General features: G+C 38.8%; 36 protein-coding genes. All 36 read right to left on the reverse strand.

From position 1 onward, the window contains the following. Positions 1 to 62: 62 nt before the first annotated feature. On the reverse strand, positions 63 to 1,007 hold the full coding sequence (locus BLQ56_RS20330; RefSeq protein ID WP_090858951.1) for a DNA-directed RNA polymerase subunit alpha: 945 nt from the start codon (positions 1,005 to 1,007) through the stop codon (positions 63 to 65). 187 nt (positions 1,008 to 1,194) lie between these two features. Then, entirely contained in the window at positions 1,195 to 1,584 is a 390-nt protein-coding gene (rpsK, locus tag BLQ56_RS20335) for a 30S ribosomal protein S11 (protein ID WP_090858954.1), read from the reverse strand. An 18-nt stretch (positions 1,585 to 1,602) separates the two neighbouring features. After that, positions 1,603 to 1,968, reverse strand: coding sequence for a 30S ribosomal protein S13 (gene rpsM, locus BLQ56_RS20340; RefSeq protein ID WP_090858958.1), 366 nt, complete (start codon positions 1,966 to 1,968; stop codon positions 1,603 to 1,605). A 23-nt stretch (positions 1,969 to 1,991) separates the two neighbouring features. After that, positions 1,992 to 2,105 carry a 50S ribosomal protein L36 gene (gene rpmJ, locus BLQ56_RS20345; protein ID WP_003156543.1) on the reverse strand — a complete coding sequence of 38 codons (114 nt, stop codon included), beginning with the start codon at positions 2,103 to 2,105 and terminating at the stop codon, positions 1,992 to 1,994. A gap of 32 nt (positions 2,106 to 2,137) precedes the next feature. After that, positions 2,138 to 2,356 carry a translation initiation factor IF-1 gene (gene infA / locus BLQ56_RS20350; RefSeq protein ID WP_009791305.1) on the reverse strand — a complete coding sequence of 73 codons (219 nt, stop codon included), beginning with the start codon at positions 2,354 to 2,356 and terminating at the stop codon, positions 2,138 to 2,140. Continuing rightward, positions 2,334 to 2,669, reverse strand: coding sequence for a KOW domain-containing RNA-binding protein (locus BLQ56_RS20355; RefSeq protein WP_090858961.1), 336 nt, complete (start codon positions 2,667 to 2,669; stop codon positions 2,334 to 2,336). Before BLQ56_RS20355 ends, infA begins: the two co-directional genes overlap by 23 nt. A 17-nt stretch (positions 2,670 to 2,686) precedes the next feature. Beyond that, positions 2,687 to 3,433 carry a type I methionyl aminopeptidase gene (gene map, locus BLQ56_RS20360; protein WP_090858964.1) on the reverse strand — a complete coding sequence of 249 codons (747 nt, stop codon included), beginning with the start codon at positions 3,431 to 3,433 and terminating at the stop codon, positions 2,687 to 2,689. Further along, positions 3,430 to 4,083, reverse strand: coding sequence for an adenylate kinase (locus BLQ56_RS20365; protein ID WP_090858967.1), 654 nt, complete (start codon positions 4,081 to 4,083; stop codon positions 3,430 to 3,432). Before BLQ56_RS20365 ends, map begins: the two co-directional genes overlap by 4 nt. 56 nt (positions 4,084 to 4,139) lie before the next feature. After that, positions 4,140 to 5,432, reverse strand: a complete 1,293-nt coding sequence (secY, locus tag BLQ56_RS20370) for a preprotein translocase subunit SecY (RefSeq protein WP_090858970.1) — start codon at positions 5,430 to 5,432, stop codon at positions 4,140 to 4,142. Next, complete coding sequence (gene rplO, locus BLQ56_RS20375; RefSeq protein WP_090858973.1) at positions 5,432 to 5,872, reverse strand: 50S ribosomal protein L15; 441 nt, start codon at positions 5,870 to 5,872, stop codon at positions 5,432 to 5,434. Before rplO ends, secY begins: the two co-directional genes overlap by 1 nt. 33 nt (positions 5,873 to 5,905) lie before the next feature. Further along, on the reverse strand, positions 5,906 to 6,088 hold the full coding sequence (gene rpmD / locus BLQ56_RS20380; protein ID WP_090858976.1) for a 50S ribosomal protein L30: 183 nt from the start codon (positions 6,086 to 6,088) through the stop codon (positions 5,906 to 5,908). 12 nt (positions 6,089 to 6,100) lie between these two features. Beyond that, positions 6,101 to 6,598 carry a 30S ribosomal protein S5 gene (gene rpsE, locus BLQ56_RS20385; protein ID WP_090858980.1) on the reverse strand — a complete coding sequence of 166 codons (498 nt, stop codon included), beginning with the start codon at positions 6,596 to 6,598 and terminating at the stop codon, positions 6,101 to 6,103. A gap of 21 nt (positions 6,599 to 6,619) precedes the next feature. Further along, on the reverse strand, positions 6,620 to 6,982 hold the full coding sequence (gene rplR, locus BLQ56_RS20390; RefSeq protein WP_090858983.1) for a 50S ribosomal protein L18: 363 nt from the start codon (positions 6,980 to 6,982) through the stop codon (positions 6,620 to 6,622). Between the two features lie 33 nt (positions 6,983 to 7,015). Further along, on the reverse strand, positions 7,016 to 7,552 hold the full coding sequence (rplF, locus tag BLQ56_RS20395) for a 50S ribosomal protein L6 (protein WP_090858986.1): 537 nt from the start codon (positions 7,550 to 7,552) through the stop codon (positions 7,016 to 7,018). A gap of 29 nt (positions 7,553 to 7,581) precedes the next feature. Continuing rightward, positions 7,582 to 7,980, reverse strand: coding sequence for a 30S ribosomal protein S8 (rpsH, locus tag BLQ56_RS20400; protein ID WP_090858989.1), 399 nt, complete (start codon positions 7,978 to 7,980; stop codon positions 7,582 to 7,584). 31 nt (positions 7,981 to 8,011) lie between these two features. Then, positions 8,012 to 8,197 (reverse strand): type Z 30S ribosomal protein S14, encoded by a 186-nt coding sequence (locus tag BLQ56_RS20405; RefSeq protein WP_025909738.1) that lies wholly within the window; start codon positions 8,195 to 8,197, stop codon positions 8,012 to 8,014. A gap of 13 nt (positions 8,198 to 8,210) precedes the next feature. After that, on the reverse strand, positions 8,211 to 8,750 hold the full coding sequence (gene rplE / locus BLQ56_RS20410) for a 50S ribosomal protein L5 (RefSeq protein ID WP_090858991.1): 540 nt from the start codon (positions 8,748 to 8,750) through the stop codon (positions 8,211 to 8,213). 24 nt (positions 8,751 to 8,774) lie between these two features. Further along, positions 8,775 to 9,086, reverse strand: coding sequence for a 50S ribosomal protein L24 (gene rplX, locus BLQ56_RS20415; RefSeq protein WP_090858994.1), 312 nt, complete (start codon positions 9,084 to 9,086; stop codon positions 8,775 to 8,777). A 38-nt stretch (positions 9,087 to 9,124) separates the two neighbouring features. Beyond that, entirely contained in the window at positions 9,125 to 9,493 is a 369-nt protein-coding gene (gene rplN / locus BLQ56_RS20420; protein ID WP_090858997.1) for a 50S ribosomal protein L14, read from the reverse strand. Positions 9,494 to 9,536: 43 nt separating this feature from the next. Further along, entirely contained in the window at positions 9,537 to 9,800 is a 264-nt protein-coding gene (gene rpsQ / locus BLQ56_RS20425) for a 30S ribosomal protein S17 (RefSeq protein ID WP_090858999.1), read from the reverse strand. Positions 9,801 to 9,829: 29 nt separating this feature from the next. After that, the gene (gene rpmC, locus BLQ56_RS20430) at positions 9,830 to 10,024 is read right to left on the reverse strand and encodes a 50S ribosomal protein L29 (protein ID WP_090859002.1); all 195 of its coding nucleotides are present in this window, start codon (positions 10,022 to 10,024) and stop codon (positions 9,830 to 9,832) included. Beyond that, positions 10,014 to 10,448, reverse strand: a complete 435-nt coding sequence (rplP, locus tag BLQ56_RS20435; protein ID WP_090859005.1) for a 50S ribosomal protein L16 — start codon at positions 10,446 to 10,448, stop codon at positions 10,014 to 10,016. The genes rpmC and rplP overlap by 11 nt, the downstream gene beginning before the upstream one ends. A 2-nt stretch (positions 10,449 to 10,450) precedes the next feature. After that, a complete protein-coding gene (gene rpsC / locus BLQ56_RS20440; RefSeq protein ID WP_090859008.1) occupies positions 10,451 to 11,107 on the reverse strand; it encodes a 30S ribosomal protein S3 in 657 nt (218 codons plus the stop codon). 3 nt (positions 11,108 to 11,110) lie between these two features. Next, positions 11,111 to 11,452, reverse strand: coding sequence for a 50S ribosomal protein L22 (gene rplV, locus BLQ56_RS20445; RefSeq protein WP_090859011.1), 342 nt, complete (start codon positions 11,450 to 11,452; stop codon positions 11,111 to 11,113). 17 nt (positions 11,453 to 11,469) lie between these two features. After that, positions 11,470 to 11,748, reverse strand: a complete 279-nt coding sequence (gene rpsS, locus BLQ56_RS20450; protein WP_090859014.1) for a 30S ribosomal protein S19 — start codon at positions 11,746 to 11,748, stop codon at positions 11,470 to 11,472. 57 nt (positions 11,749 to 11,805) lie between these two features. After that, positions 11,806 to 12,636 (reverse strand): 50S ribosomal protein L2, encoded by an 831-nt coding sequence (rplB, locus tag BLQ56_RS20455; RefSeq protein ID WP_090859017.1) that lies wholly within the window; start codon positions 12,634 to 12,636, stop codon positions 11,806 to 11,808. Between the two features lie 27 nt (positions 12,637 to 12,663). Beyond that, positions 12,664 to 12,951 (reverse strand): 50S ribosomal protein L23, encoded by a 288-nt coding sequence (rplW, locus tag BLQ56_RS20460; RefSeq protein WP_090859020.1) that lies wholly within the window; start codon positions 12,949 to 12,951, stop codon positions 12,664 to 12,666. Next, a complete protein-coding gene (gene rplD, locus BLQ56_RS20465) occupies positions 12,951 to 13,574 on the reverse strand; it encodes a 50S ribosomal protein L4 (protein WP_090859022.1) in 624 nt (207 codons plus the stop codon). The genes rplW and rplD overlap by 1 nt, the downstream gene beginning before the upstream one ends. A gap of 26 nt (positions 13,575 to 13,600) precedes the next feature. After that, on the reverse strand, positions 13,601 to 14,230 hold the full coding sequence (rplC, locus tag BLQ56_RS20470) for a 50S ribosomal protein L3 (protein WP_090859025.1): 630 nt from the start codon (positions 14,228 to 14,230) through the stop codon (positions 13,601 to 13,603). A 36-nt stretch (positions 14,231 to 14,266) separates the two neighbouring features. After that, positions 14,267 to 14,575: a 30S ribosomal protein S10 gene (rpsJ, locus tag BLQ56_RS20475; protein WP_034676072.1), complete on the reverse strand. Its 309-nt coding sequence runs from the start codon at positions 14,573 to 14,575 to the stop codon at positions 14,267 to 14,269. A 730-nt stretch (positions 14,576 to 15,305) separates the two neighbouring features. Continuing rightward, entirely contained in the window at positions 15,306 to 16,496 is a 1,191-nt protein-coding gene (gene tuf, locus BLQ56_RS20490) for an elongation factor Tu (RefSeq protein ID WP_090859033.1), read from the reverse strand. Positions 16,497 to 16,630: 134 nt separating this feature from the next. Continuing rightward, complete coding sequence (gene fusA / locus BLQ56_RS20495; protein WP_090859036.1) at positions 16,631 to 18,709, reverse strand: elongation factor G; 2,079 nt, start codon at positions 18,707 to 18,709, stop codon at positions 16,631 to 16,633. Positions 18,710 to 18,801: 92 nt separating this feature from the next. Further along, positions 18,802 to 19,272: a 30S ribosomal protein S7 gene (gene rpsG, locus BLQ56_RS20500; protein ID WP_090859039.1), complete on the reverse strand. Its 471-nt coding sequence runs from the start codon at positions 19,270 to 19,272 to the stop codon at positions 18,802 to 18,804. Positions 19,273 to 19,313: 41 nt separating this feature from the next. Continuing rightward, a complete protein-coding gene (gene rpsL, locus BLQ56_RS20505) occupies positions 19,314 to 19,736 on the reverse strand; it encodes a 30S ribosomal protein S12 (RefSeq protein ID WP_090859042.1) in 423 nt (140 codons plus the stop codon). 104 nt (positions 19,737 to 19,840) lie between these two features. Then, a complete protein-coding gene (locus BLQ56_RS20510; RefSeq protein ID WP_090859045.1) occupies positions 19,841 to 20,089 on the reverse strand; it encodes a 50S ribosomal protein L7ae-like protein in 249 nt (82 codons plus the stop codon). Between the two features lie 130 nt (positions 20,090 to 20,219). Beyond that, entirely contained in the window at positions 20,220 to 23,819 is a 3,600-nt protein-coding gene (rpoC, locus tag BLQ56_RS20515) for a DNA-directed RNA polymerase subunit beta' (RefSeq protein ID WP_090859048.1), read from the reverse strand. Positions 23,820 to 23,867 lie beyond the last annotated feature (48 nt).

The following is a 23,867-nucleotide window of genomic DNA, read 5'->3' on the forward strand; positions in this document are numbered from 1 at the left end:
TTGAATTGGAAGATGAAACAATCATTAGGCAAGAAAATGCCTAGTTATTAAGAAATAACTAGTCAGTCATCTTTGCGTAAGCCTAAGCCTAGTTCCTCTAATTTAGCTTTAACTTCTTCTAAAGATTTACGACCAAGGTTACGTACCTTCATCATATCTTCTTCTGTTTTATGAGCAAGTTCTTGAACTGTGTTAATGCCAGCTCGTTTTAAGCAGTTATATGAGCGAACAGAAAGATCTAGTTCTTCGATCGTCATCTCCAGAACCTTTTCTTTTTGGTCTTCTTCTTTCTCTACCATAATCTCTGCATTTTGAGCTTCATCAGTCAGACCAACAAAAATGTTTAAATGCTCAGTCAAAATTTTTGAACCTAGAGCAATAGCTTCTTTCGGACCAGTACTACCATCTGTCCAGACATCAAGTGTCAACTTATCAAAGTTCGATACTTGTCCTACACGTGTATTTTCAACTTGATATGATACACGCGAAACCGGTGTAAAGATTGAGTCGATAGGAATAACACCTATTGGTTGATCTTCACGTTTGTTAGAATCAGCTGGAGTATATCCGCGTCCGCGTCTTGCAGTTAATCTCATGCGTAAATGTGCATCCTTTGCAAGTGTTGCAATATGAAGATCAGGATTTAGTATTTCCACATCACTATCATGAGTAATATCTCCTGCAGTCACTGCCCCTTCACCCTGTATATCAATCTCGAGCGTCTTCTCTTCATCAGAGTAGATTTTAAGTGCTAGTTTCTTAACATTTAAAATAATAGATGTTACATCCTCTACGACGCCTTCAATTGTTGAGAACTCATGCAGTACACCATCTATTTGAATAGATGTTACAGCAGCACCAGGGAGAGAAGATAATAAGATACGACGTAGGGAATTCCCCAAAGTAGTACCATATCCACGCTCAAGTGGCTCGACCACGAATTTACCGTATTTGGTATCTTCGCTGATTTCAACCGTTTCGATTTTTGGTTTTTCAATTTCGATCATTTATAAACCCTCCTTCAAAACGTCGAAACCTCGGCTAGACGATTACGATTGTATATCTAACCGAAATTCCCCAAAGTTAAGTTCCCGAATGTGCACAACAACTGGAATAATTATTCTGTAAGAACTTATAAATTTTTTGTTTATCATAACCCATTATAGACATGGATACAAAATCTATACAGAAAAATTAAACACGGCGACGTTTTGGTGGACGGCATCCGTTATGTGGGACAGGAGTAACATCTTTAATAGCTGTAACTTCTAAGCCAGCAGCTTGTAGTGAACGGATTGCAGCTTCACGACCAGCACCTGGACCTTTAACAGTTACTTCAAGAGTTTTTAAACCATGTTCCTGAGAAGCTTTACCAGCTGTTTCAGCAGCCATTTGAGCAGCGAAAGGAGTAGATTTACGAGAACCTCTGAAACCTAACGCACCAGCACTTGACCATGCAATCGCATTACCGTGTACATCTGTAATTGTTACAATTGTGTTATTGAATGTTGAACGGATATGAGCAATACCAGCTTCAATATTCTTTTTCACACGACGTTTACGAGTATTCGTTTTACGTGCCATTATCTAGTACCTCCTTTACTATTTTTTCTTGTTAGCTACAGTACGACGTGGACCTTTACGTGTACGAGCGTTGTTTTTCGTATTTTGACCACGAACAGGTAGTCCGCGACGATGACGAAGACCACGATATGAACCGATTTCGATTAGACGTTTAATGTTAAGTGAAACTTCACGACGAAGATCTCCCTCAACCTTAAGACGATCAATAAGATCACGGATTTTTCCTAATTCTTCTTCTGTTAAATCACGAACGCGAGTATCTTCAGAAACACCAGCTTCAGCTAGTACTTTTTCCGCTGTAGGGCGGCCGATACCAAAAATGTATGTTAAAGAAATAACAATACGTTTATCGCGAGGAATATCTACACCAGCAATACGTGCCATTTAAACGTACACCTCCTTGTATATTAACCTTGTTTTTGTTTATGTTTTGGGTTTTCACATATAACCATTACTTTGCCTTTTCTACGGATAACTTTACATTTTTCGCAGATTGGCTTTACGGATGGTCTCACTTTCATCTTTTAAACCTCCTTGATATATCGGAGTGAATTTATTTAAATCGATACGTAATTCTACCACGCGTTAAGTCATAAGGTGATAATTCAACCGTAACTTTATCGCCAGGTAAAATACGAATAAAATGCATTCGAATTTTTCCAGATACATGGGCTAATACTGTATGCCCGTTTTCTAATTCTACTTTAAACATAGCATTAGGTAATGTTTCTATGACAGTACCTTCAATTTCAATTACATCGTCTTTCGCCATCGAAAAGTTCTCCCTTCTTCAAATCAGTAACTTGTTCATTGACAAACTTCGTTAATGCAAAGCGCAATTTTCCGTTTGTCACACGACCAGTTTCATTAATACTGCTCTGAACTTCCGGAGATACGAAATCAAAAAATTCAAGGTGATTAACATTCTTCTTTTTAGGATTTTTAAACTTCCGCTTATCCCCATCTGCAAGTAATACGAAGCGATCATCGAGAATATCTACAATGACTGCAAACTGCCCAACATCTCTGCCTTGTTTAATCAAGACAAACTGACCTATGCGCGGACTCGAATCAGAATCATTCAATACATAATCACCTTCACTTAGGCTTTTGTTAGAATTTCATATCCTGTTTCAGTGATAGCAATTGTATGCTCAAAATGAGCACATGTTTTGTTATCAACTGTTACAACTGTCCAGTCATCAGCTAAAGTCTTCACATATCGACTACCTGCATTCACCATAGGTTCAATGGCAAGTACCATGCCTGGTTTTAAACGAGGCCCTTTGTTTGGTGGACCATAATGCGGAATTTGTGGGTCTTCATGCAAGTCTTGCCCAACTCCATGCCCTACATACTCACGTACGACTGAAAATTGGTTAGCTTCAACAAATGTTTGAATTGCATGAGAGATATTTGAAAGACGCTCACCAGGTTTTGCTTCCTGTAATCCTTTAAAAAGTGACTCCTCAGTTACCTCAAGAAGTTTTTGATTTTCAAGAGAAATAGTACCAACTGGATAAGTCCAAGCAGAATCTCCATGATAGCCATTAAAATATGCACCGATATCGATACTTATAATATCACCATCTTGCAGCTTACGTTCACCAGGAATTCCATGTACTAATTCTTCATTAACAGAAGCGCATATACTCCCGCGAAAACCATTATACCCTTTAAAGGATGGAATTGCACCTAACCCGCGTATGGTTTTTTCTGCAATGGCATCCAATTCTAAAGTAGTGATTCCTGGAGTTATATGATTGACTAATTCTTGGTGGGTTAAAGCTACAATTTTACCAGCTTCACGCATGATTTCGATCTCACGCGGAGTCTTGCAAATAATCATCTATTTAATCCCCCAAGTAATTGCTCAATATCCTCATAAACTTTGCCAATTTCTTGTTGACCATTAATATTACGTAGATATCCCTTATCTTCATAAAAGCTTAATAGAGGCTGGGATTGCTTTAAGTTTACTTCAAGACGAGTTCCAACTGTCTCCTCGTTATCATCTGCACGTTGGTAAAGCTCTCCACCACACTTATCACATACACCAGAATCAGCTGGTGGATTAAATACAAGATGGTATGTTGCCCCACAACTTTTACAAATGCGTCGACCTGTCAATCTTTCCATCAAGATATCTTGATCAACATAGATATTAATAACATAATCTATTTTACGATTCAAATCAGAAAGGATTTGTTCGAGTGCATCAGCTTGAGGAACTGTTCGTGGAAATCCATCAAGAAGAAAGCCTTTTAGACAATCATCCTTACTTAGTCTCTCACGTACAATCCCGATCGTCACTTCATCAGGAACAAGTTCGCCTTTATCCATAAAGGATTTTGCTTTTAACCCTAATTCTGTTTCTTCCTTCATTGCAGCTCTGAACATATCTCCTGTTGAGATATGAGGGATTTGATAATCTTCTACAATACGCTCTGCCTGAGTACCTTTACCAGCACCAGGTAGACCCATTAAAACTAAATTCATCATATGACTCCCCTCAGTCCCCTATTTTAAGACCTGGGAAAGAAACTTCCCAGATTCTATTTAATAAATCCTTTATAGTGACGCTTAACTAACTGACTTTCAAGCTGTTTCATTGTCTCTAACGCAACACCAACAACGATTAACAAACTTGTTCCACCAATCTGGGCAGATTGAGGCAGGTCAGCAATCTTTATAAAGATAACAGGAAGAATTGAAATCGCTGATAGGAAAATAGCTCCTACGAAGGTAAGACGATAAAGAATTTTTGTTACATATTCTTGTGTATTTCTTCCTGGTCGTATACCAGGTATATAACCACCTTGTTTCTTCAAGTTTTCTGCCATTTGTTCTGGATTAACCTGAACAAATGTATAGAAGTAAGTGAAGGCAACAATAAGTGCAACATACAGGATCATACCAACAGGCTGTGTGTAATCAAATGTTCTTTGTATCCACATTGTCACATCATTTTGACCAAAAAAGGATGCAATAGTTGGTGGTGTTATTATAAATGATACTGCAAAGATTACTGGAATAACACCTGCAGCATTTACTTTAAGAGGTAAATGTGTGGAATGACCACCGACAGGGCTGTTCGCAACTAATCTCTTTGCATATTGAATTGGTATTTTACGTAATGCTTGTTGTACGAAGATAACTCCAACAACAATTGCTATTACAGCAAGGACAATAAGTAATACTGTAACAATACGTAAAAATAATTGATCACCAACATCCTCAAACTGCTGAGCATAGATTTGGTTCACAGTAGTAGGAATTCCTGCAGCAATTCCGGCAAAGATAATAATTGAAATACCATTTCCTACACCCTTTGATGTAATTAGTTCACCTAACCACATTAAGAAAGCAGTACCAGCAGTAAGTACAACAGCAATCAGTAGGTAAGTAGGAATTCCTGGATTTTCAATCAACATGCCTCCTGCCATACTATTAAAACCATATGACATTCCAAGCGCTTGTATGAATCCTAATCCAATTGTACCATAACGAGTAAACTGGGCTAATTTACGACGGCCAACTTCACCTTGCTTCGACCATTCAGTAAACTTAGGAACAACGTCCATCTGTAATAACTGTATGATAATTGAAGCCGTGATATAAGGCATAATCCCCATAGCAAGTATAGAGAAATTGCTTAAAGCACCGCCCCCAAATGTATTTAAGATACCAAATACATTTAGTTCATCATTCAACCTTAATACTTCAGCATTTACATTAGGAACTGGGATAAACGTACCAATTCTAAATACAACTAACATGAGTAAGGTGAATATAATCTTGTTTCTTATATCACCAACGCGCATAAAATTGGAGATTGTCTGAAACATTAGATCACCTCAACTGTTCCGCCAGCCGCTTCAATAGCATCTTTAGCAGTAGAGGAGAATTTGTGAGCTCTAACAGTAAGTTTTTTTTCAAGAGTTCCATTTCCAAGAACTTTTACACCAGCTTTAACGTTACTTACTACACCAGTTTCAAGTAATAATTCTGGAGTAACTTCAGTACCGTTATCAAAGCGGTTAAGAGTTTCAAGATTCACAATAGCAAAGTCCTTACGGTTAATGTTTGTGAATCCACGCTTAGGCAAACGTTGGAATAATGGTGTTTGACCACCTTCAAAACCTGGACGAACACCTCCGCCAGAACGTGCGTTTTGACCTTTATGTCCTCTTCCAGCTGTTTTACCATTACCAGAACCAGTTCCACGTCCTACACGGTTGCGTTCTTTTCGAGAACCTTCCGTTGGTTTCAATTCATGTAGTTTCATTTGGGCACCTCCTTATTTAAGAAGAAAATCTCTTTATTGTTCTTTAACCGTAACAAGATGAGCAACTTTATTAATCATACCGCGGATCGCAGCATTATCATCATGAACAACAGTTTGATGCATCTTTTTTAATCCTAGTGTACGAACAGTTACACGTTGGTCTTCAGGGCGTCCAATGACACTGCGAGTGAGGGTAATTGCTAATTGTTTTGACATGTCTTTCCCTCCTTATCCTAACAGTTCTTCTACTGATTTACCACGTAACTTTGCAACATCTTCAGCACGCTTTAATTGTTTAAGTCCTTCTAATGTAGCACGAACCATGTTAATTGGAGTGTTAGTTCCTAAAGATTTAGATAGGATATCTGCAACACCAGCTAATTCAAGCACCGCACGTACAGGTCCACCTGCGATTACTCCAGTACCTTCTGAAGCAGGCTTCAGTAAGATATTTCCTGCACCAAATTGTCCGATTACTTGGTGAGGAATAGTTGTTCCTACCATAGGAACTTCAATAAGGTTTTTCTTTGCATCTTCGATTGCTTTACGGATAGCATCCGGAACTTCTTGTGCTTTACCAGTTCCAAAACCTACATGACCGTTTTTATCACCGACTACAACTAGAGCAGCAAAGCGGAAACGACGTCCACCTTTAACAACTTTAGCTACACGGTTAACGGTAACAACGCGTTCTTCAAGTTCTAATTTGTTTGGATCAATACGCATCTCATGTCCCTCCTTTTACTATTAAAATTCTAATCCAGCTTCACGAGCAGCATCAGCTAAAGCTTTTACACGACCATGATATAAATATCCTCCGCGGTCAAATACTACAGTTTTTACACCCTTTTCGATCGCACGTTTTGCTACAAGTTCTCCAACCTTTTGAGCAGCATCAACGTTTCCTGCAGATTCAAGGTTAAGTTCTTTATCTAAAGTAGATGCACTTACAAGAGTTACAGAATTCGTATCATCGATCACTTGAGCATAAATGTGTTGATTTGAACGGAACACATTTAGACGAGGGCGAGCAGCAGTTCCTGATAGTTTAGCACGAACACGGCCATGTCTTTTCTTACGAACTGCATTTTTATCCTTTTTCGTAATCATTTACGTCACTCCTTTCTTTAAGCTAGAAGGCTATTACTTCGCAGTTTTACCTTCTTTACGACGTACTTTTTCGCCTTCATAGCGAATACCTTTTCCTTTATAAGGCTCAGGTGGACGTACATCACGAATGTTAGCAGCTAATGCGCCAACACGTTCTTTATCAATACCTTTAACAATAACTTTAGTATTTGATGGTACTTCGACTTCAACGCCAGTTTCAGGTGTCATTTCTACTGGATGAGAGTAACCAACATTCAGTACAAGCTTGTTTCCAGATTTAGAAGCACGGTAACCTACCCCGATTAATTCTAATCCTCTTTCAAAACCTTTTGAAACACCTTCAATCATGTTAGCAAGAATACTACGAGTTGTGCCATGAAGTGCACGATGTTCTTTATTATCAGTTGGGCGGACAACGTTAATTACGTTTTCCTCAACATTAATTTTGATATCTGAGTGGAAATTACGTGTTAATTCACCTTTAGGTCCTTTTACAGTAACTTCAGTGCCATTTAGAGTAATAGTAACTCCAGCAGGAATTTCGATTGGTTTCTTACCAATACGTGACATATAGTACACCTCCATTCATTTAAAAAATATTACCAAACGTAAGCTAATACTTCTCCACCAGCTTGTTTTTGACGAGCTTCTTTGTCAGTTAAAACACCTTGAGAAGTTGATACTAATGCGATCCCTAGACCGTTTAATACGCGTGGAACTTCGTCAGCTTTCGCATAAACACGAAGACCAGGCTTACTAATACGCTTAAGACCAGTAATAACACGCTCATTATTTGAACCGTACTTCAAGAAGATACGGATAATACCTTGTTTGTTATCTTCGATAAATTCAACATCACGCACGAAACCTTCACGCTTTAAAATATCAGCAATATCTTTCTTGATTTTTGAAGCAGGGATTTCAAGTTTTTCGTGACGTACCATATTCGCATTACGGATGCGAGTAAGCATATCTGCAATTGGATCTGTCAATACCATTGTATATTTACCTCCTTCCCATATATGTGGATTACCAACTTGCTTTCTTTACACCAGGGATTTGACCCTTGTACGCTAATTCACGGAAACAAATACGGCATAATTTAAATTTGCGAAGTACAGAGTGAGGACGACCACAACGCTCACAACGTGTATACTCTTGCACTTTAAATTTTTGTTGGCGCTTTTGTTTCGCAATCATAGATTTTTTAGCCACGATTTCGCCTCCTTTATTTTTGGAACGGCATTCCGAACCCTGTTAATAGCTCACGAGCTTCCTCGTCAGTATTTGCAGTAGTTACGATAACGATATCCATACCACGAACTTTACTTACTTTATCGTAATCAATTTCAGGGAAAATTAATTGCTCTTTAACACCAAGAGTGTAGTTACCGCGACCATCAAAAGATTTCTTAGAAATCCCACGGAAGTCACGTACACGTGGTAATGAAACTGCAATTAATTTATCGAAGAATTCGTACATACGCTCTCCACGTAATGTAACCTTTGCACCGATTGGCATACCTTCACGTAAGCGGAAACCTGCGATTGATTTTTTAGCACGAGTTACTACAGGCTTTTGTCCTGTGATAGCAGCTAATTCCTCAACAGCATTGTCTAATGCTTTAGAGTTAGCAACAGCATCACCAACACCCATATTAATTACGATTTTATCAAGCTTAGGAGCCTGCATTACTGAAGTATAGTTAAACTTGCTCATTAGAGCAGGAGTAATTTCTGTTTGATATTTTTCTTTTAGGCGGTTCATCTAAAGTACCTCCTTTCTTCTATACTATTTATCTAGAGTTTCACCTGATTTTTTTGCAACACGTACCTTTTTACCATCAACCACTCCGTATCCAACTCTAGTCGGTTCACCAGATTTCGGATCTAATGGCATAACGTTTGACACATGAATTGCTGCCTCTTTCGTGATAATACCACCTTGGGGATTATCTTGAGACGGTTTTGAGTGTTTTTTAACAATATTTACGCCTTCAACTAGTACACGATCTTTCTTTGGGAAAGCTTCAAGAATAACACCTTGTTTTCCTTTGTCTTTACCTGAGATCACTTGTACCTTGTCACCCTTTTTAACATGCATCGATTTCGCACCTCCTTAAAAGGTAAATCAAATTTCAATTATAGTACTTCTGGAGCTAAAGAAACAATTTTCATAAAATTATTATCGCGTAGTTCACGAGCAACTGGTCCAAAGATACGAGTTCCACGTGGGCCCTTATCATCACGGATAATAACGCAAGCATTTTCATCAAATTTAATGTATGTTCCGTCATTACGACGAACACCGCGTTTCGTACGTACGATTACGGCTTTAACAACATCACCTTTTTTAACAACGCCTCCTGGTGTTGCTTGTTTCACTGTACAAACGATTACGTCACCAATATTAGCAGTTTTACGGCCTGAACCACCTAGTACTTTAATAGTTAGTACTTCACGAGCACCAGAGTTGTCAGCAACCTTCAAACGAGATTCTTGTTGAATCATTCATGAAACCTCCCTTCGGATTTGTGATTGATCCGAACCTTAATTATATAATAACCGCTTTTTCTACAACTTCTAAAACACGGAAGCGTTTAGTTGCAGATAATGGGCGAGTCTCCATAATTTTTACGATGTCACCAGCTTTAACTGTATTGTTTTCATCGTGTGCTTTTAATTTCTTTGAATACTTTACGCGCTTCCCGTAAAGAGAATGTTTCTTATAGGTCTCTACAAGTACGGTTACTGTTTTATCCATCTTGTCAGAAACCACACGTCCTGTGTAGACTTTGCGTTGGTTGCGTTCACTCACTTAGCAAACCTCCTCTCAGGTTATCAATTCTATCGGCTGATCTCTCTTTCACGAACTACTGTCTTCATACGAGCGATAGCTTTACGAACTTCACGGATACGTGCAGTGTTTTCAAGCTGGCCAGTAGCTAATTGAAAGCGTAGGTTAAATAATTCTTCTTTTAGTGATTTTACTTTTTGTTCGATTTCTGCAGTGGTTAAGTCTTTGATTTCATTAGCTTTCATTTGATTCACCACCAATTTCTTCGCGTTTTACAAACTTAGTTTTGATAGGTAATTTGTGAGACGCTAAACGTAATGCTTCACGTGCAACTTCTTCAGATACACCTGAAATTTCGAACAATACTTTACCTGGTTTTACAACAGCTACCCAACCTTCAGGTGCTCCTTTACCAGATCCCATACGTACTTCTAGAGGTTTTGCAGTAAACGGCTTAGAAGGGAAGATTTTAATCCAAACTTTACCGCCACGTTTCATGTAACGAGTCATTGCAATACGAGCAGCTTCGATTTGACGGTTTGTAATCCATGAAGCTTCAAGAGCTTGGATACCAAATTCACCAAAATGTACCTCAGTACCACCCTTTGCACGACCACGCATTTTTCCGCGGTGTTCTCTGCGATATTTAACGCGTTTTGGCAATAACATAATTAATTTCCTCCTTCCTCTTTTTTCTTCTTAGTAGGAAGAACCTCTCCACGATAAATCCATACTTTAACTCCGATTTTACCGTACGTAGTATCAGCTTCAGCTGTGCCATAATCGATATCAGCACGAAGAGTATGAAGTGGAACAGTTCCTTCACTGTAGTGTTCAGCACGAGCGATATCAGCTCCACCAAGACGACCAGAAGTCATTGTCTTGATCCCTTGAGCACCAGAACGCATAGTACGTTGGATCGCTTGTTTTTGAGCACGACGGAAAGATACACGGTTCTCTAATTGACGTGCAATATTTTCAGCTACAAGAATAGCGTCTAAATCAGCTCTTTTAATTTCTAAAATATTGATGTGAATGCGTTTCCCAGTTAATTGGTTAAGTGCTTTACGAAGTGCTTCAACTTCAGTACCGCCTTTACCGATTACCATACCTGGTTTAGCTGTGTGAACAGTGATGTTAACACGGTTAGCAGCACGTTCAATTTCAACTTTTGATACAGAAGCATCACTTAAACGTTTCGAGATATACTCACGAATTTTAAGGTCTTCATGTAATAAATCTGCATAATCTTTTCCTGCGTACCACTTAGAATCCCAATCACGGATAATTCCGATACGCAAACCGATTGGATTGACTTTTTGACCCACTGCTTATCCCTCCTTCTTTTCAGATAGCACGATAGTAATGTGACTAGTGCGTTTATTAATCGCGCTTGCGCGTCCCATTGCACGTGGACGGAAACGTTTTAGTGTTGGACCTTCATCAACGAATACTTGTGTAACAACTAAGCTATTAGCATCCATTTCATAATTATGTTCAGCATTTGCGATTGCAGAGTTTAAAAGCTTCTCAACAATAGGAGATGCTGCTTTTGGTGTATGTTTAAGAATTGCAACAGCTTCACCTACTTGCTTACCTCGAATTAAATCAACTACCAAACGGGCTTTACGAGGAGCAATACGTACTGTTCTAACGACAGCTTTAGCTTGCATAGTTAAGCCTCCTCTCATTAACGTCTTGTTTTCTTATCGTCATTTGCGTGACCTTTATAAGTACGTGATGGTGCGAACTCACCTAATTTGTGACCTACCATATCTTCAGTAACATATACTGGAACATGCTTACGACCATCATAAACTGCAATTGTGTGACCAATGAATTGTGGAAAAATTGTTGAACGACGAGACCAAGTTTTTACAACTTGTTTTTTCTCTGTTCCATTCAAAGTCTCAACTTTCTTCATTAAATGATCATCTACAAAAGGTCCTTTTTTCAGACTGCGACCCATAAATGAACCTCCCTTCGTGATTGATCTACGGTTCTATGGAACCGTAGTACAACCCCGTTATTTTTTACGTCGACGAACGATAAATTTGTCTGACTTACTTTTCTTTTTACGAGTCTTAGCACCAAGAGTTGGTTTACCCCAAGGTGACATTGGTGATTTACGTCCGATTGGAGCTTTACCTTCACCACCACCGTGTGGGTGATCGTTAGGGTTCATTACAGATCCACGTACAGTCGGGCGAATACCTAACCAACGAGAACGTCCAGCTTTACCAATGTTAATTAGTTCGTGTTGTTCGTTTCCAACTTGACCAACTGTCGCACGACATGTTGCAAGAATCATTCGAACTTCACCAGAGTTTAGACGTACTAATACATATTTACCTTCTTTACCAAGTACTTGAGCAGAAGTACCTGCTGAACGGACTAATTGTCCACCCTTACCTGGCTTAAGTTCGATATTATGAATAACAGTACCTACTGGGATGTTTGCTAATGGTAATGTATTACCTACTTTAATGTCTGCTTCAGGACCTGACATAACTTCTAAGCCCACTTGAAGATTTTTAGGAGCTAAGATATATCGCTTTTCTCCATCAACATAGTTAATTAATGCAATATTAGCAGAACGGTTTGGATCATACTCAATTGTAGCAACGCGTCCTGGTATACCATCTTTGTCACGCTTAAAATCGATAACACGGTATTGACGCTTATGTCCGCCACCTTGGTGACGTACAGTTAATTTACCTTGGTTGTTACGCCCACCTTTGCGATGTAACGGCGCAAGTAATGATTTTTCTGGTGTGTCAGTTGTGATTTCAGCAAAATCAGAAACTGTCATACCACGACGACCATTAGAGGTTGGTTTATACTTTTTAATCGCCATGTCTATTTCCCTCCTTCACTATAAAACTTAAACTTCAAAGAATTCTATTTCTTTACTATCAGCAGTTAATTTAACAATTGCTTTTCTACGACGGTTTGTATATCCGCTATGACGTCCCATACGCTTGAATTTACCTTTGTAGTTCATAACGTTGACTTGCTCAACCTTAACTCCGAAGATTTGTTCGATAGCGTCTTTTACTTCAGTCTTATTAGCTTTAACATCTACATCAAAAGTGTATTTCTTTTCAGCCATTAAGTCTGTAGTACGTTCTGTAATAACGGGGCGCTTAATAATATCACGAGGATCTTTCATTATGCAAGCACCTCCTCTACTTTTTCCACCGCACCTTTAGTAATCACTAACTTATCGTGATTTAATACATCAAGAACGTTAATTCCATCAGCAGCAACAACCGTTACTCCTTGGATATTACGTGCAGATAACGCAACAGCTTCATTTGTATCAGCAGTTACGATTAGTGCTTTACGCTCGATGTTTAATCCAGTTAAAATCGAAACCATTTCTTTTGTTTTTGGAGTATTTAATTCTAAATTCTCCAATACTAGGATGTTGTTTTCGATAACCTTTGTTGATAAAGCTGATTTGATTGCTAAACGGCGTACTTTTTTAGGTAATTTATAGCTATAGCTTCTAGGTGTAGGTCCGAATACGGTACCACCACCACGCCATTGTGGTGAACGGATAGATCCTTGACGTGCACGACCTGTCCCTTTTTGACGCCAAGGTTTACGTCCTCCGCCAGCTACTTCTGAACGAATTTTTGTTTTATGAGTTCCTTGACGTAAGGATGCTCTTTGCATAACAACAGCATCAAATAATACGTGCTGATTTGGTTCGATACCAAAAACGGAATCATTCAGTTCGATTTCTCCAACTGTAGAACCGGTTTGGCTATACAATGCTACTTTAGGCATTGGCTTATTCCTCCTTTCCTATTGTATTACTTCGCTTTAACAGCAGTTTTCACTGTGATTAGAGATTTTCTAGCACCTGGTACATTTCCTTTTACTAATAAAAGGTTACGTTCAGTGTCAACCTTAACGATTTGTAAGTTTTGAACTGTAGTACGTTCTCCACCCATACGTCCAGGTAGTAATTTGTTTTTGAATACACGGTTAGGTGCTACAGGTCCCATTGAACCAGGGCGACGGTGGTAACGTGAACCATGTGACATTGGTCCGCGAGATTGTCCGTGGCGCTTGATTGAACCTTGAAAACCTTTACCTTTTGATATTCCTGTTACATCTACGATATCTCCTTCTGTGAAGATATCAACTTTGACTTCCTGACCAACTTCATACTCATCTAAGCTTACTCCACGTAATTCACGTACGAAGCGCTTAGGTGCAGTATTAGCTTTTGCTACATGTCCTTTTAATGGCTTGTTAGCAAGTTTGTCTCTAAGATCTTCAAATCCAACTTGTACTGCTTCGTAACCATCTGTTTCAGATGATTTCTTTTGAAGTACTACGTTTGGAGAAGCTTCGATAACAGTTACTGGAACTAGCTCGCCATTTCCAACGAACACTTGCGTCATACCTACTTTTCTTCCTAAGATTCCTTTGGTCATTAGTCACACCTCCTATAGTAATTTAAAATTTATTTATTATAATTTGATTTCGATATCTACGCCTGATGGTAAATCTAATCTCATTAATGCATCAACAGTTTGTGGTGTTGGATTAACAATATCGATTAAGCGCTTGTGTGTACGCATTTCAAATTGCTCGCGAGAGTCTTTGTATTTGTGTACAGCACGAAGGATCGTGTAAATTGACTTTTCAGTCGGAAGTGGAATTGGACCTGATACTGCAGCTCCAGAACGCTTCGCTGTTTCAACGATCTTCTCAGCAGATTGATCAAGAATTCTATGATCATATGCTTTTAAACGAATACGAATTTTTTGTTTTGCCATTATTTTCCCTCCTTTATCGCCTACTTTTTTAAAATAGACCTTCTCCGTGAAAATTTCCTCACACTCGCCATGGCAAAGCGGCCGGGTGTGTCAGCAACCTTTCACTTCATCGCAGTCAAAGACCAACATTGTCTATTATATAAAAAACAAAACACAATTGCAACACAAATGTTTATATTATGCATGTTTTTCGCACTTTTCCTATTATACATATGTATTAGGTACATTTCAACTCTGTGAGAGATTTATTTTTAAGTTATATAATGGAAGGCAACTATATTATTAGATATGTCTTGTTATTCTAGTTTCTTCTATATATATAGAACGTTTTGAGTAATAGTTTACTTTAAACCATTATGTCCTTCTTCAACCTCATGTAAGACTTTTTCTTCTAACTCTTCGCTATTTTGTCTTTCATCAACCTTATAAAGCACATTTTATTTGTTTTCTTCTCCATTTTGTCTTTCATCACCTTATGAAGGACATTTTACCTGTCTCTTCCCCATTTTGTCTTTCATCAACCTTATGAAGGACATTTTACCTGATCTTTTCTCCATTTTGTCTTTCATTAACCTCATGAAAGACAAAACTTCTACTTCTCCCTGATAATGTCCTTCAAACCTCATAATATATAAAATTTTCTTAGTCTTAAACTCTATAATATAAATAAGCACAAGAAAAAACCAGATGAGCAAAAGCCCATCTGGTTTTTATAAGTTAAGAGTAGAAATTACTCTTGGATTGTAGCAACAACGCCAGCGCCTACTGTACGTCCACCTTCACGAATAGAGAACTTAGTTCCTTCTTCGATCGCAACTGGAGCGATAAGCTCAACTGTCATTTCGATGTTGTCTCCAGGCATAACCATTTCTACGCCTTCTGGAAGATTACAAATACCAGTTACATCAGTTGTACGGAAGTAGAACTGTGGACGGTAGTTTGTGAAGAATGGAGTGTGACGTCCACCTTCTTCTTTTGATAAAACATAAACTTCAGCTTTGAACTTTGTGTGTGGGTTAATTGTACCTGGTTTAGCAAGTACTTGACCACGTTGGATATCTTCACGAGCTACTCCACGAAGAAGTGCACCAATGTTGTCTCCAGCTTGAGCAAAGTCAAGAAGTTTACGGAACATTTCAACACCAGTAACAGTAGTTGATTTTGGCTCTTCAGTTAAACCAACAATCTCAATTACGTCACCAACTTTAATTTGTCCACGCTCAACACGACCTGTAGCAACCGTACCACGACCAGTGATTGAGAATACGTCCTCAACTGGCATCATGAATGGCTTTTCAACATCACGTTGTGGAGTTGGGATGTACTCATCAACAGCTGCCATTAATTCAACAACTTTCTCTTCCCACTCAGCATCTCCTTCAAGAGCTTTAAGAGCAGAACCTTTGATTACAGGTACATCGTCACCAGGGAATTCATAGTCAGTCAGTAAGTCACGAACTTCCATTTCTACTAACTCAAGTAACTCTTCGTCATCTACCATATCACATTTGTTTAAGAATACAACTAGGTATGGAACACCTACTTGACGTGAAAGAAGGATGTGCTCACGAGTTTGTGGCATTGGGCCATCAGCTGCAGAAACAACTAGGATCCCACCATCCATTTGAGCAGCACCAGTGATCATGTTCTTAACATAGTCAGCATGTCCTGGGCAGTCAACGTGTGCATAGTGACGTGTGTCAGTTTCGTACTCAACGTGTGCTGTTGAGATTGTGATACCACGCTCACGCTCTTCAGGTGCACCATCGATTTGATCATATGCCATTGCAGTACCTTTACCAGAACGTCTAGCAAGAACTGAAGTGATAGCTGCAGTTAAAGTTGTTTTACCATGGTCAACGTGTCCAATAGTACCGATGTTAGCATGCGGCTTGGAACGGTCAAATTTTTCTTTACCCATTATAAAATCCTCCTTAAGTATTAAACCTATTATTATTTTAGTAATTAAGTATGAAATGCTTTGAAAGTGAAATCTACTGTTCCACTTTCATAGCTTACATAAGTAGTTATACTTGATAAAAGTGAGAAAATCAATTATTCACCTTTATTTTTTTTGATAATTTCTTCTGCAACTGATTTTGGAACTTCTTCATAGTGATCAAAGTGCATTGTGAATACTCCGCGACCTTGAGTGTTTGAACGTAAAGAAGTTGCATAACCAAACATTTCAGAAAGAGGAACCATTGAACGTACTACTTGCGCGTTTCCACGAGCTTCCATACCTTCAACACGTCCACGACGAGCAGTAATTTGTCCCATGATATCACCCATGTATTCTTCAGGTACAACAACTTCTACTCTCATCATTGGCTCTAAGATTACAGGTTTACATTTTGATGCAGCGTTCTTAAGTGCCATTGAAGCGGCAATTTTAAACGCCATTTCACTAGAGTCAACATCATGGTAAGACCCATCATATAACTTAGCTTTAATATCTACTAATGGATATCCAGCAAGTACACCTCTATCAAGTGAATCTTCTAGACCAGCTTGAACAGCAGGAATGTATTCACGAGGTACTACCCCACCAACAATCGCATTTTCGAATTCAAAACCTTTACCTTCTTCGTTTGGTGCGAATTCGATCCAAACGTGACCGAATTGTCCACGACCACCTGATTGACGCGCAAATTTCCCTTCAACTTTAGCAGAATCACGGAATGTTTCACGGTAAGCAACCTGTGGCGCACCTACGTTAGCTTCTACCTTAAATTCGCGTCTCATACGGTCAACGATGATATCAAGGTGAAGTTCACCCATTCCAGCGATGATTGTTTGACCAGTTTCTTGGTCAGTATGTGCGCGGAAAGTAGGATCTTCTTCTTGAAGCTTTTGAAGCGCAGTAGTCATTTTATCTTGGTCAGCCTTAGACTTAGGCTCAACAGATAATTGGATAACTGGCTCTGGGAAATTCATTGATTCTAAGATTACAGGTGATTTATCGTCACATAGAGTATCACCAGTTGTAGTATCTTTTAAACCTACAGCTGCTGCAATATCCCCTGAGTGAACAACTGAAATTTCTTCACGACTGTTAGCATGCATTTGCAGGATACGTCCTACACGTTCACGCTTACCTTTAGTAGAGTTTTGAACATATGATCCAGAGCTTAATGTACCAGAGTACACACGGAAGAATGTTAGTTTCCCTACATATGGGTCAGTCATAACTTTAAATGCTAATGCCGCAAATGGAGCGTCATCATCAGAAGGACGTGTAACTTCTTCTTCAGAATCAGGTAAATGACCTTTAATAGCTTCAACATCTAATGGAGATGGAAGATAATCAATTACTGCATCAAGCATCTTTTGTACACCTTTGTTTTTAAATGCAGATCCACAGATAACTGGATAGAATTCAACATTACATGTACCTTGACGAATACCAGCTTTTAATTCTTCATTAGTGATTTCTTCGCCACCAAGGTATTTTTCCATAAGTGCTTCATCTAATTCAGCTACTGCTTCTACTAGCTTTTCACGGTACTCTTCAGCTTGAGCCATATATTCCTCAGGAATTTCAATCTCTTGAATATCTGTACCAAGGTCATTTCCGTAGTAAGTAGCTTTCATTTCAACTAGATCAATAATTCCTTCGAATTGATCTTCAGCACCAATTGGTAATTGGATTGGGTGTGCATTTGCTTGTAAACGATCGTGAATAGTTCCTACAGAGTATAGGAAATCAGCACCGATTTTGTCCATTTTGTTTACGAAAACAACACGTGGAACACCGTAAGTTGTAGCTTGACGCCAAACTGTTTCAGTTTGTGGTTCAACCCCTGATTGTGCGTCAAGAACAGCTACAGCACCATCAAGTACACGTAAAGAACGTTCAACTTCAACTGTGAAGTCTACGTGTCCTGGTGTATCAATGATGTTAACGCGGTGACCTTTCCATTGTGCAGTTGTTGCTGCAGATGTAATTGTAATTCCGCGCTCTTGCTCTTGTTCCATCCAGTCCATCTGAGAAGCACCTTCATGTGTTTCACCAATCTTATGAATACGACCAGTGTAGTAAAGGACACGTTCAGTAGTAGTGGTTTTACCAGCATCAATATGTGCCATGATACCGATGTTACGAGTGTTGTTTAAGGAGAACTCTCTTGCCATTGGGTCTTTCTCCTTCCATTGATTAAGTATTTTTTTGGAAAAAGCTCTGCTAAAAGCATATTACTATTTTAACAGAGCCATTTATTTTTATTCTACCAACGGTAGTGAGCAAACGCTTTGTTAGCTTCTGCCATTTTATGTGTGTCTTCACGTTTCTTAACAGCAGCTCCAGTATTGTTAGCTGCATCTAAGATTTCGTTAGCTAGACGCTCTTCCATCGTTTTTTCTCCACGAAGACGAGCATAGTTAACTAACCAACGTAAACCAAGAGTAGTACGACGGTCAGGGCGAACTTCAACTGGTACTTGATAGTTAGCACCCCCAACACGACGTGCTCTTACTTCAAGTACTGGCATGATGTTTTTGATTGCTTGTTCAAAAACTTCCATTGCTTCTTTACCAGAACGTTGTTGTACTAAATCAAAAGCATTATATAAAATAGCTTGAGATTTACCTCTCTTACCATCTACCATCATCTTGTTAATTAGACGACTTACAAGTTTAGAATTATAAATTGGATCTGGTAATACATCTCTTTTTGCTACAGGTCCTTTACGAGGCATTCTAATTTCCTCCTTTCAGTCATATTAATAGTTTTAAACTATTATTTTTTAGGTGCTTTAGGTCTCTTAGTTCCGTATTTAGAACGACCTTGCATACGATTGTTAACTCCAGCAGTATCAAGTGCTCCACGAACGATGTGGTAACGTACCCCTGGTAAATCCTTTACACGTCCGCCACGGATTAACACTACACTGTGCTCTTGTAGGTTATGTCCGATTCCAGGAATGTAAGCTGTAACCTCGATTCCGTTTGTTAAACGAACACGTGCATATTTACGTAATGCTGAGTTCGGCTTCTTCGGAGTCATTGTACCAACACGTGTACAAACACCACGCTTTTGCGGTGAAGACTGGTTAGTTTGTGATTTTTTGAAGCTGTTGTAACCTTTGTTTAATGCTGGTGAATCAGACTTTTGAATTTTTGATTCACGACCTTTGCGTACTAATTGATTAATTGTAGGCATGTTTTTTCCTCCTTTCGAACTTTCTTTAAGACCACACATCCAGGTGGTTCATTTTTTAACAAAAAACAATGTCTTTGCAGAACATTTTATCTACAAAAACAGTTTTAATTGATAATAGCAACTGTTGCTGCACCTACTTCTATACCACAAGCTTTTCCAAGCTTTTTCATAGATTCAACTTTTATGACAGGAACGTTCTTTTCTTCAGCAACCTGAATGACTTTGTTTAAAACACGTCGATCAGCGTCATCTGCGATAATAACCTCCAGCACATTCGTTGTTTGAAGTGCTTTAACTGTTTGCTTAGTTCCAATAATTATTTTACTTGCCTGTAATACTTTTTCATAAGACATTCGAACCTATCCTCCAAAGTATCAGGTTATAGGAGCACCTTGGATATATTAACATTGATAGTGGGTTTGTGTCAACAATATTCAAGAAAATATTTTCCGTTGATCACAAACCCACTTATTCAACTATTTATTACTCAACACCAACTACATCTTCATCTGTTTCTTCTTGCATGATTAGCTCTGCTTTACGGTAACGGTTCATACCTGTTCCAGCTGGAACCAACTTACCGATAATAACATTTTCTTTCAGACCAAGAAGCTCATCACGTTTACCTTTAATTGCTGCATCTGTAAGTACACGTGTTGTTTCTTGGAATGAAGCAGCAGATAAGAACGAATCTGTCTCAAGTGATGCTTTAGTAATACCAAGTAAGACTGGTCTTCCTGTTGCTGGAGCTCTGCCATCAAGTAATACTTTTGCATTTGCATCTGTAAATTGATGAACATCTAGCAGTGATCCTGGTAATACATCTGTTTCACCTGCATCAATAACTCTTACCTTACGAAGCATTTGTCGTACCATAACCTCAACGTGCTTATCTCCAATTTCAACACCTTGCATACGGTATACCTTTTGAACTTCACGTAATAAGTATTCTTGAACAGCTTGCATATCTTTTACTTTTAATAATTCTTTAGGATCGATTGACCCTTCCGTTAATTCTTGACCACGTTCAACCTCTTGACCCTCTTTTACCTTAACCCTAGCGCTGTATGGTGCAGTATAAGAACGGCTTTCGACATTTCCTTGAACGACAATCTCTTGCTGACGATCTTTAACCTCAGTAATAGAAGCAACAACACCATCAATTTCTGTTATTACAGCTTGACCTTTAGGATTACGCGCTTCAAATAATTCTTGAATACGTGGTAAACCTTGTGTGATATCGTCTCCCGCAACCCCACCTGTATGGAAAGTACGCATCGTTAACTGTGTTCCAGGCTCACCAATTGATTGTGCAGCAATGATACCTACTGCTTCACCAACTTCAACTTCAGATCCTGTTGCTAAGTTACGGCCATAACATTTCTTACATACACCGTGTCTTGTATTACAAGTAAATGCGGAACGAATTGTTACTTCTTCTATTCCTGCCTCGATAATTACTCGAGCAAGATCTTCAGTAATCAGATCATTTTCCTTAACGATTATTTCTTTCGTTTCAGGATGTTTTACTGATCTCCTAGCATAACGTCCTATTAAACGTTCTTCTAGAGGTTCAATTACTTCTGTTCCATCCTTTAGAGATTTAACTAATAAGCCTCTGTCTGTACCACAATCATTATCACGAACAATAACATCTTGTGCTACATCAACTAGACGACGAGTTAAATAACCTGAGTCAGCTGTTTTTAATGCTGTATCCGCTAGACCTTTACGAGCACCGTGGGTAGAAATAAAGTATTCTAATACTGTTAGTCCTTCACGGAAACTTGATTTGATCGGAAGTTCAATAATACGTCCAGATGGATTGGCCATCAGACCACGCATACCTGCTAACTGAGTGAAGTTTGATGCGTTACCACGGGCACCTGAATCACTCATCATAAAGATCGGGTTGCTCTTATCCAGGGTTTTCATTAACTTCCCTTGAATTGTATCCTTAGCAGCACTCCAAATAGAGATAACACGATCATAACGCTCTTCTTCAGTAATTAGACCACGTCTAAACTGTTTCAAAACGTTATCGACTTTCGATTGTGCTTCCTTAAGAATTTCTTCTTTTTCAGCAAGTACAACGATGTCTGATACCCCTACTGTTATACCAGCTTTTGTAGAATATCTGAATCCAAGGTTTTTCATGCGATCTAGCATTTTTGAAGTTTCAGTAATCTTAAACTTCTTAAATACTTCAGCAATGACGTTTCCGAGGATTTTCTTCTTGAATGGTTCGATTAGTTCTTGGCTTGTAATTGCTTCAAGAACATTCGCTCCTTTTTCAATGAAATATCGCTCAGGTGTTTTTTCTTCAAGATTAGTTCTTGTTGGTTCATTAATATATGGGAACGTTTTTGGTAAGATTTCATTAAAAATTAGCTTACCAACCGTTGTAATTAATAGTTTATTATTTTGCTCTTCTGTAAATGTTTCGTTCTTAAGAGAACCAGCATGTACAGCAACTCTCGTATGAAGATGTGCATAGCCATTTTGGTAAGCAATCAATGCTTCATCAGTATCTTTGAATACCATTCCTTCTCCAACAGCACCATTACGCTCTAATGTTAAATAATAGTTACCCAAAACCATATCCTGAGAAGGTGTAACTACTGGCTTCCCATCCTTAGGATTAAGAATGTTTTGTGCCGCTAACATAAGTATACGCGCTTCTGCTTGTGCCTCAGCTGAAAGTGGTACATGGACAGCCATTTGGTCACCGTCGAAATCCGCATTGTATGCAGTACATACAAGTGGATGAAGACGAATTGCTCTTCCTTCAACAAGTGTCGGCTCAAACGCTTGAATACCAAGTCTATGTAGAGTCGGGGCACGGTTTAAAAGAACTGGATGCTCCCTGATAACTGATTCAAGTACATCCCATACTTCAGGTTGGACTCTTTCAATCTTTCTCTTTGCACTCTTAATATTATGAGCTAAGCCTTTTTCAACTAATTCTTTCATAACAAATGGCTTAAATAATTCTAATGCCATTTCTTTTGGTAATCCACACTGATACATCTTTAAGTTAGGTCCTACAACGATAACCGAACGCCCAGAGTAATCAACACGTTTACCTAGTAAGTTTTGACGGAAACGTCCTTGCTTCCCTTTTAACATATGTGAAAGGGATTTAAGTGGACGGTTACCCGGTCCAGTAACAGGTCTTCCTCTTCTTCCGTTATCGATTAATGCGTCTACCGCCTCTTGAAGCATACGTTTCTCATTTTGAACAATGATACTTGGTGCTCCTAGATCAAGAAGACGTTTTAAACGATTATTACGGTTGATTACACGTCTATATAAATCATTCAAATCAGATGTTGCAAAACGACCACCATCTAATTGAACCATAGGACGTAATTCAGGAGGAATTACAGGAAGAACATCTAGGACCATCCAAGATGGTTCATTTCCTGAGTTTCTAAATGCTTCTAATACTTCAAGCCTTTTAATTGCTCTTGTACGTCTTTGTCCTTGTGAAGTCTTAAGCTCTTCTTTTAATCCTAATACTTCTTTTTCAAGCTCAATATCATGTAAAAGCTTTTTAATCGCTTCTGCACCCATTGCAGCTTGGAAGGTGTTTCCGTATTTCTCACGGTATGCACGATATTCTTTCTCAGACAATAATTGCTTTTTGTCTAATGGAGTATCGCCAACCTCTGTTACAACATATGATGCAAAATAAATGACTTCCTCTAAGGCACGCGGGGACATGTCTAAGACAAGTCCCATACGGCTAGGGATTCCTTTAAAGTACCATATATGAGAAACAGGTGCGGCTAATTCAATGTGACCCATACGTTCACGACGTACTTTTGCTCGTGTTACTTCAACGCCACAGCGATCACAAACTACACCTTTATAACGGACACGTTTGTATTTACCGCAATGACATTCCCAGTCCTTTGTTGGTCCGAAAATACGTTCACAGAACAAACCGTCTTTTTCAGGTTTTAATGTACGATAATTAATCGTTTCAGGTTTCTTTACTTCACCAAACGACCAAGAACGAATCTTATCTGGTGAAGCGAGTCCTATATTCATATACTCAAAGTTATTTACATCGAGCAAGGGGCCTACCTCCCTTTTAATCTCCAGGTTTTACCCTAATTGCCTAAC

The sequence above is a fragment of the Litchfieldia salsa genome, from assembly GCF_900104555.1.
Taxonomy (GTDB): Bacteria; Bacillota; Bacilli; order Bacillales; family Bacillaceae_L; genus Litchfieldia; species Litchfieldia salsa.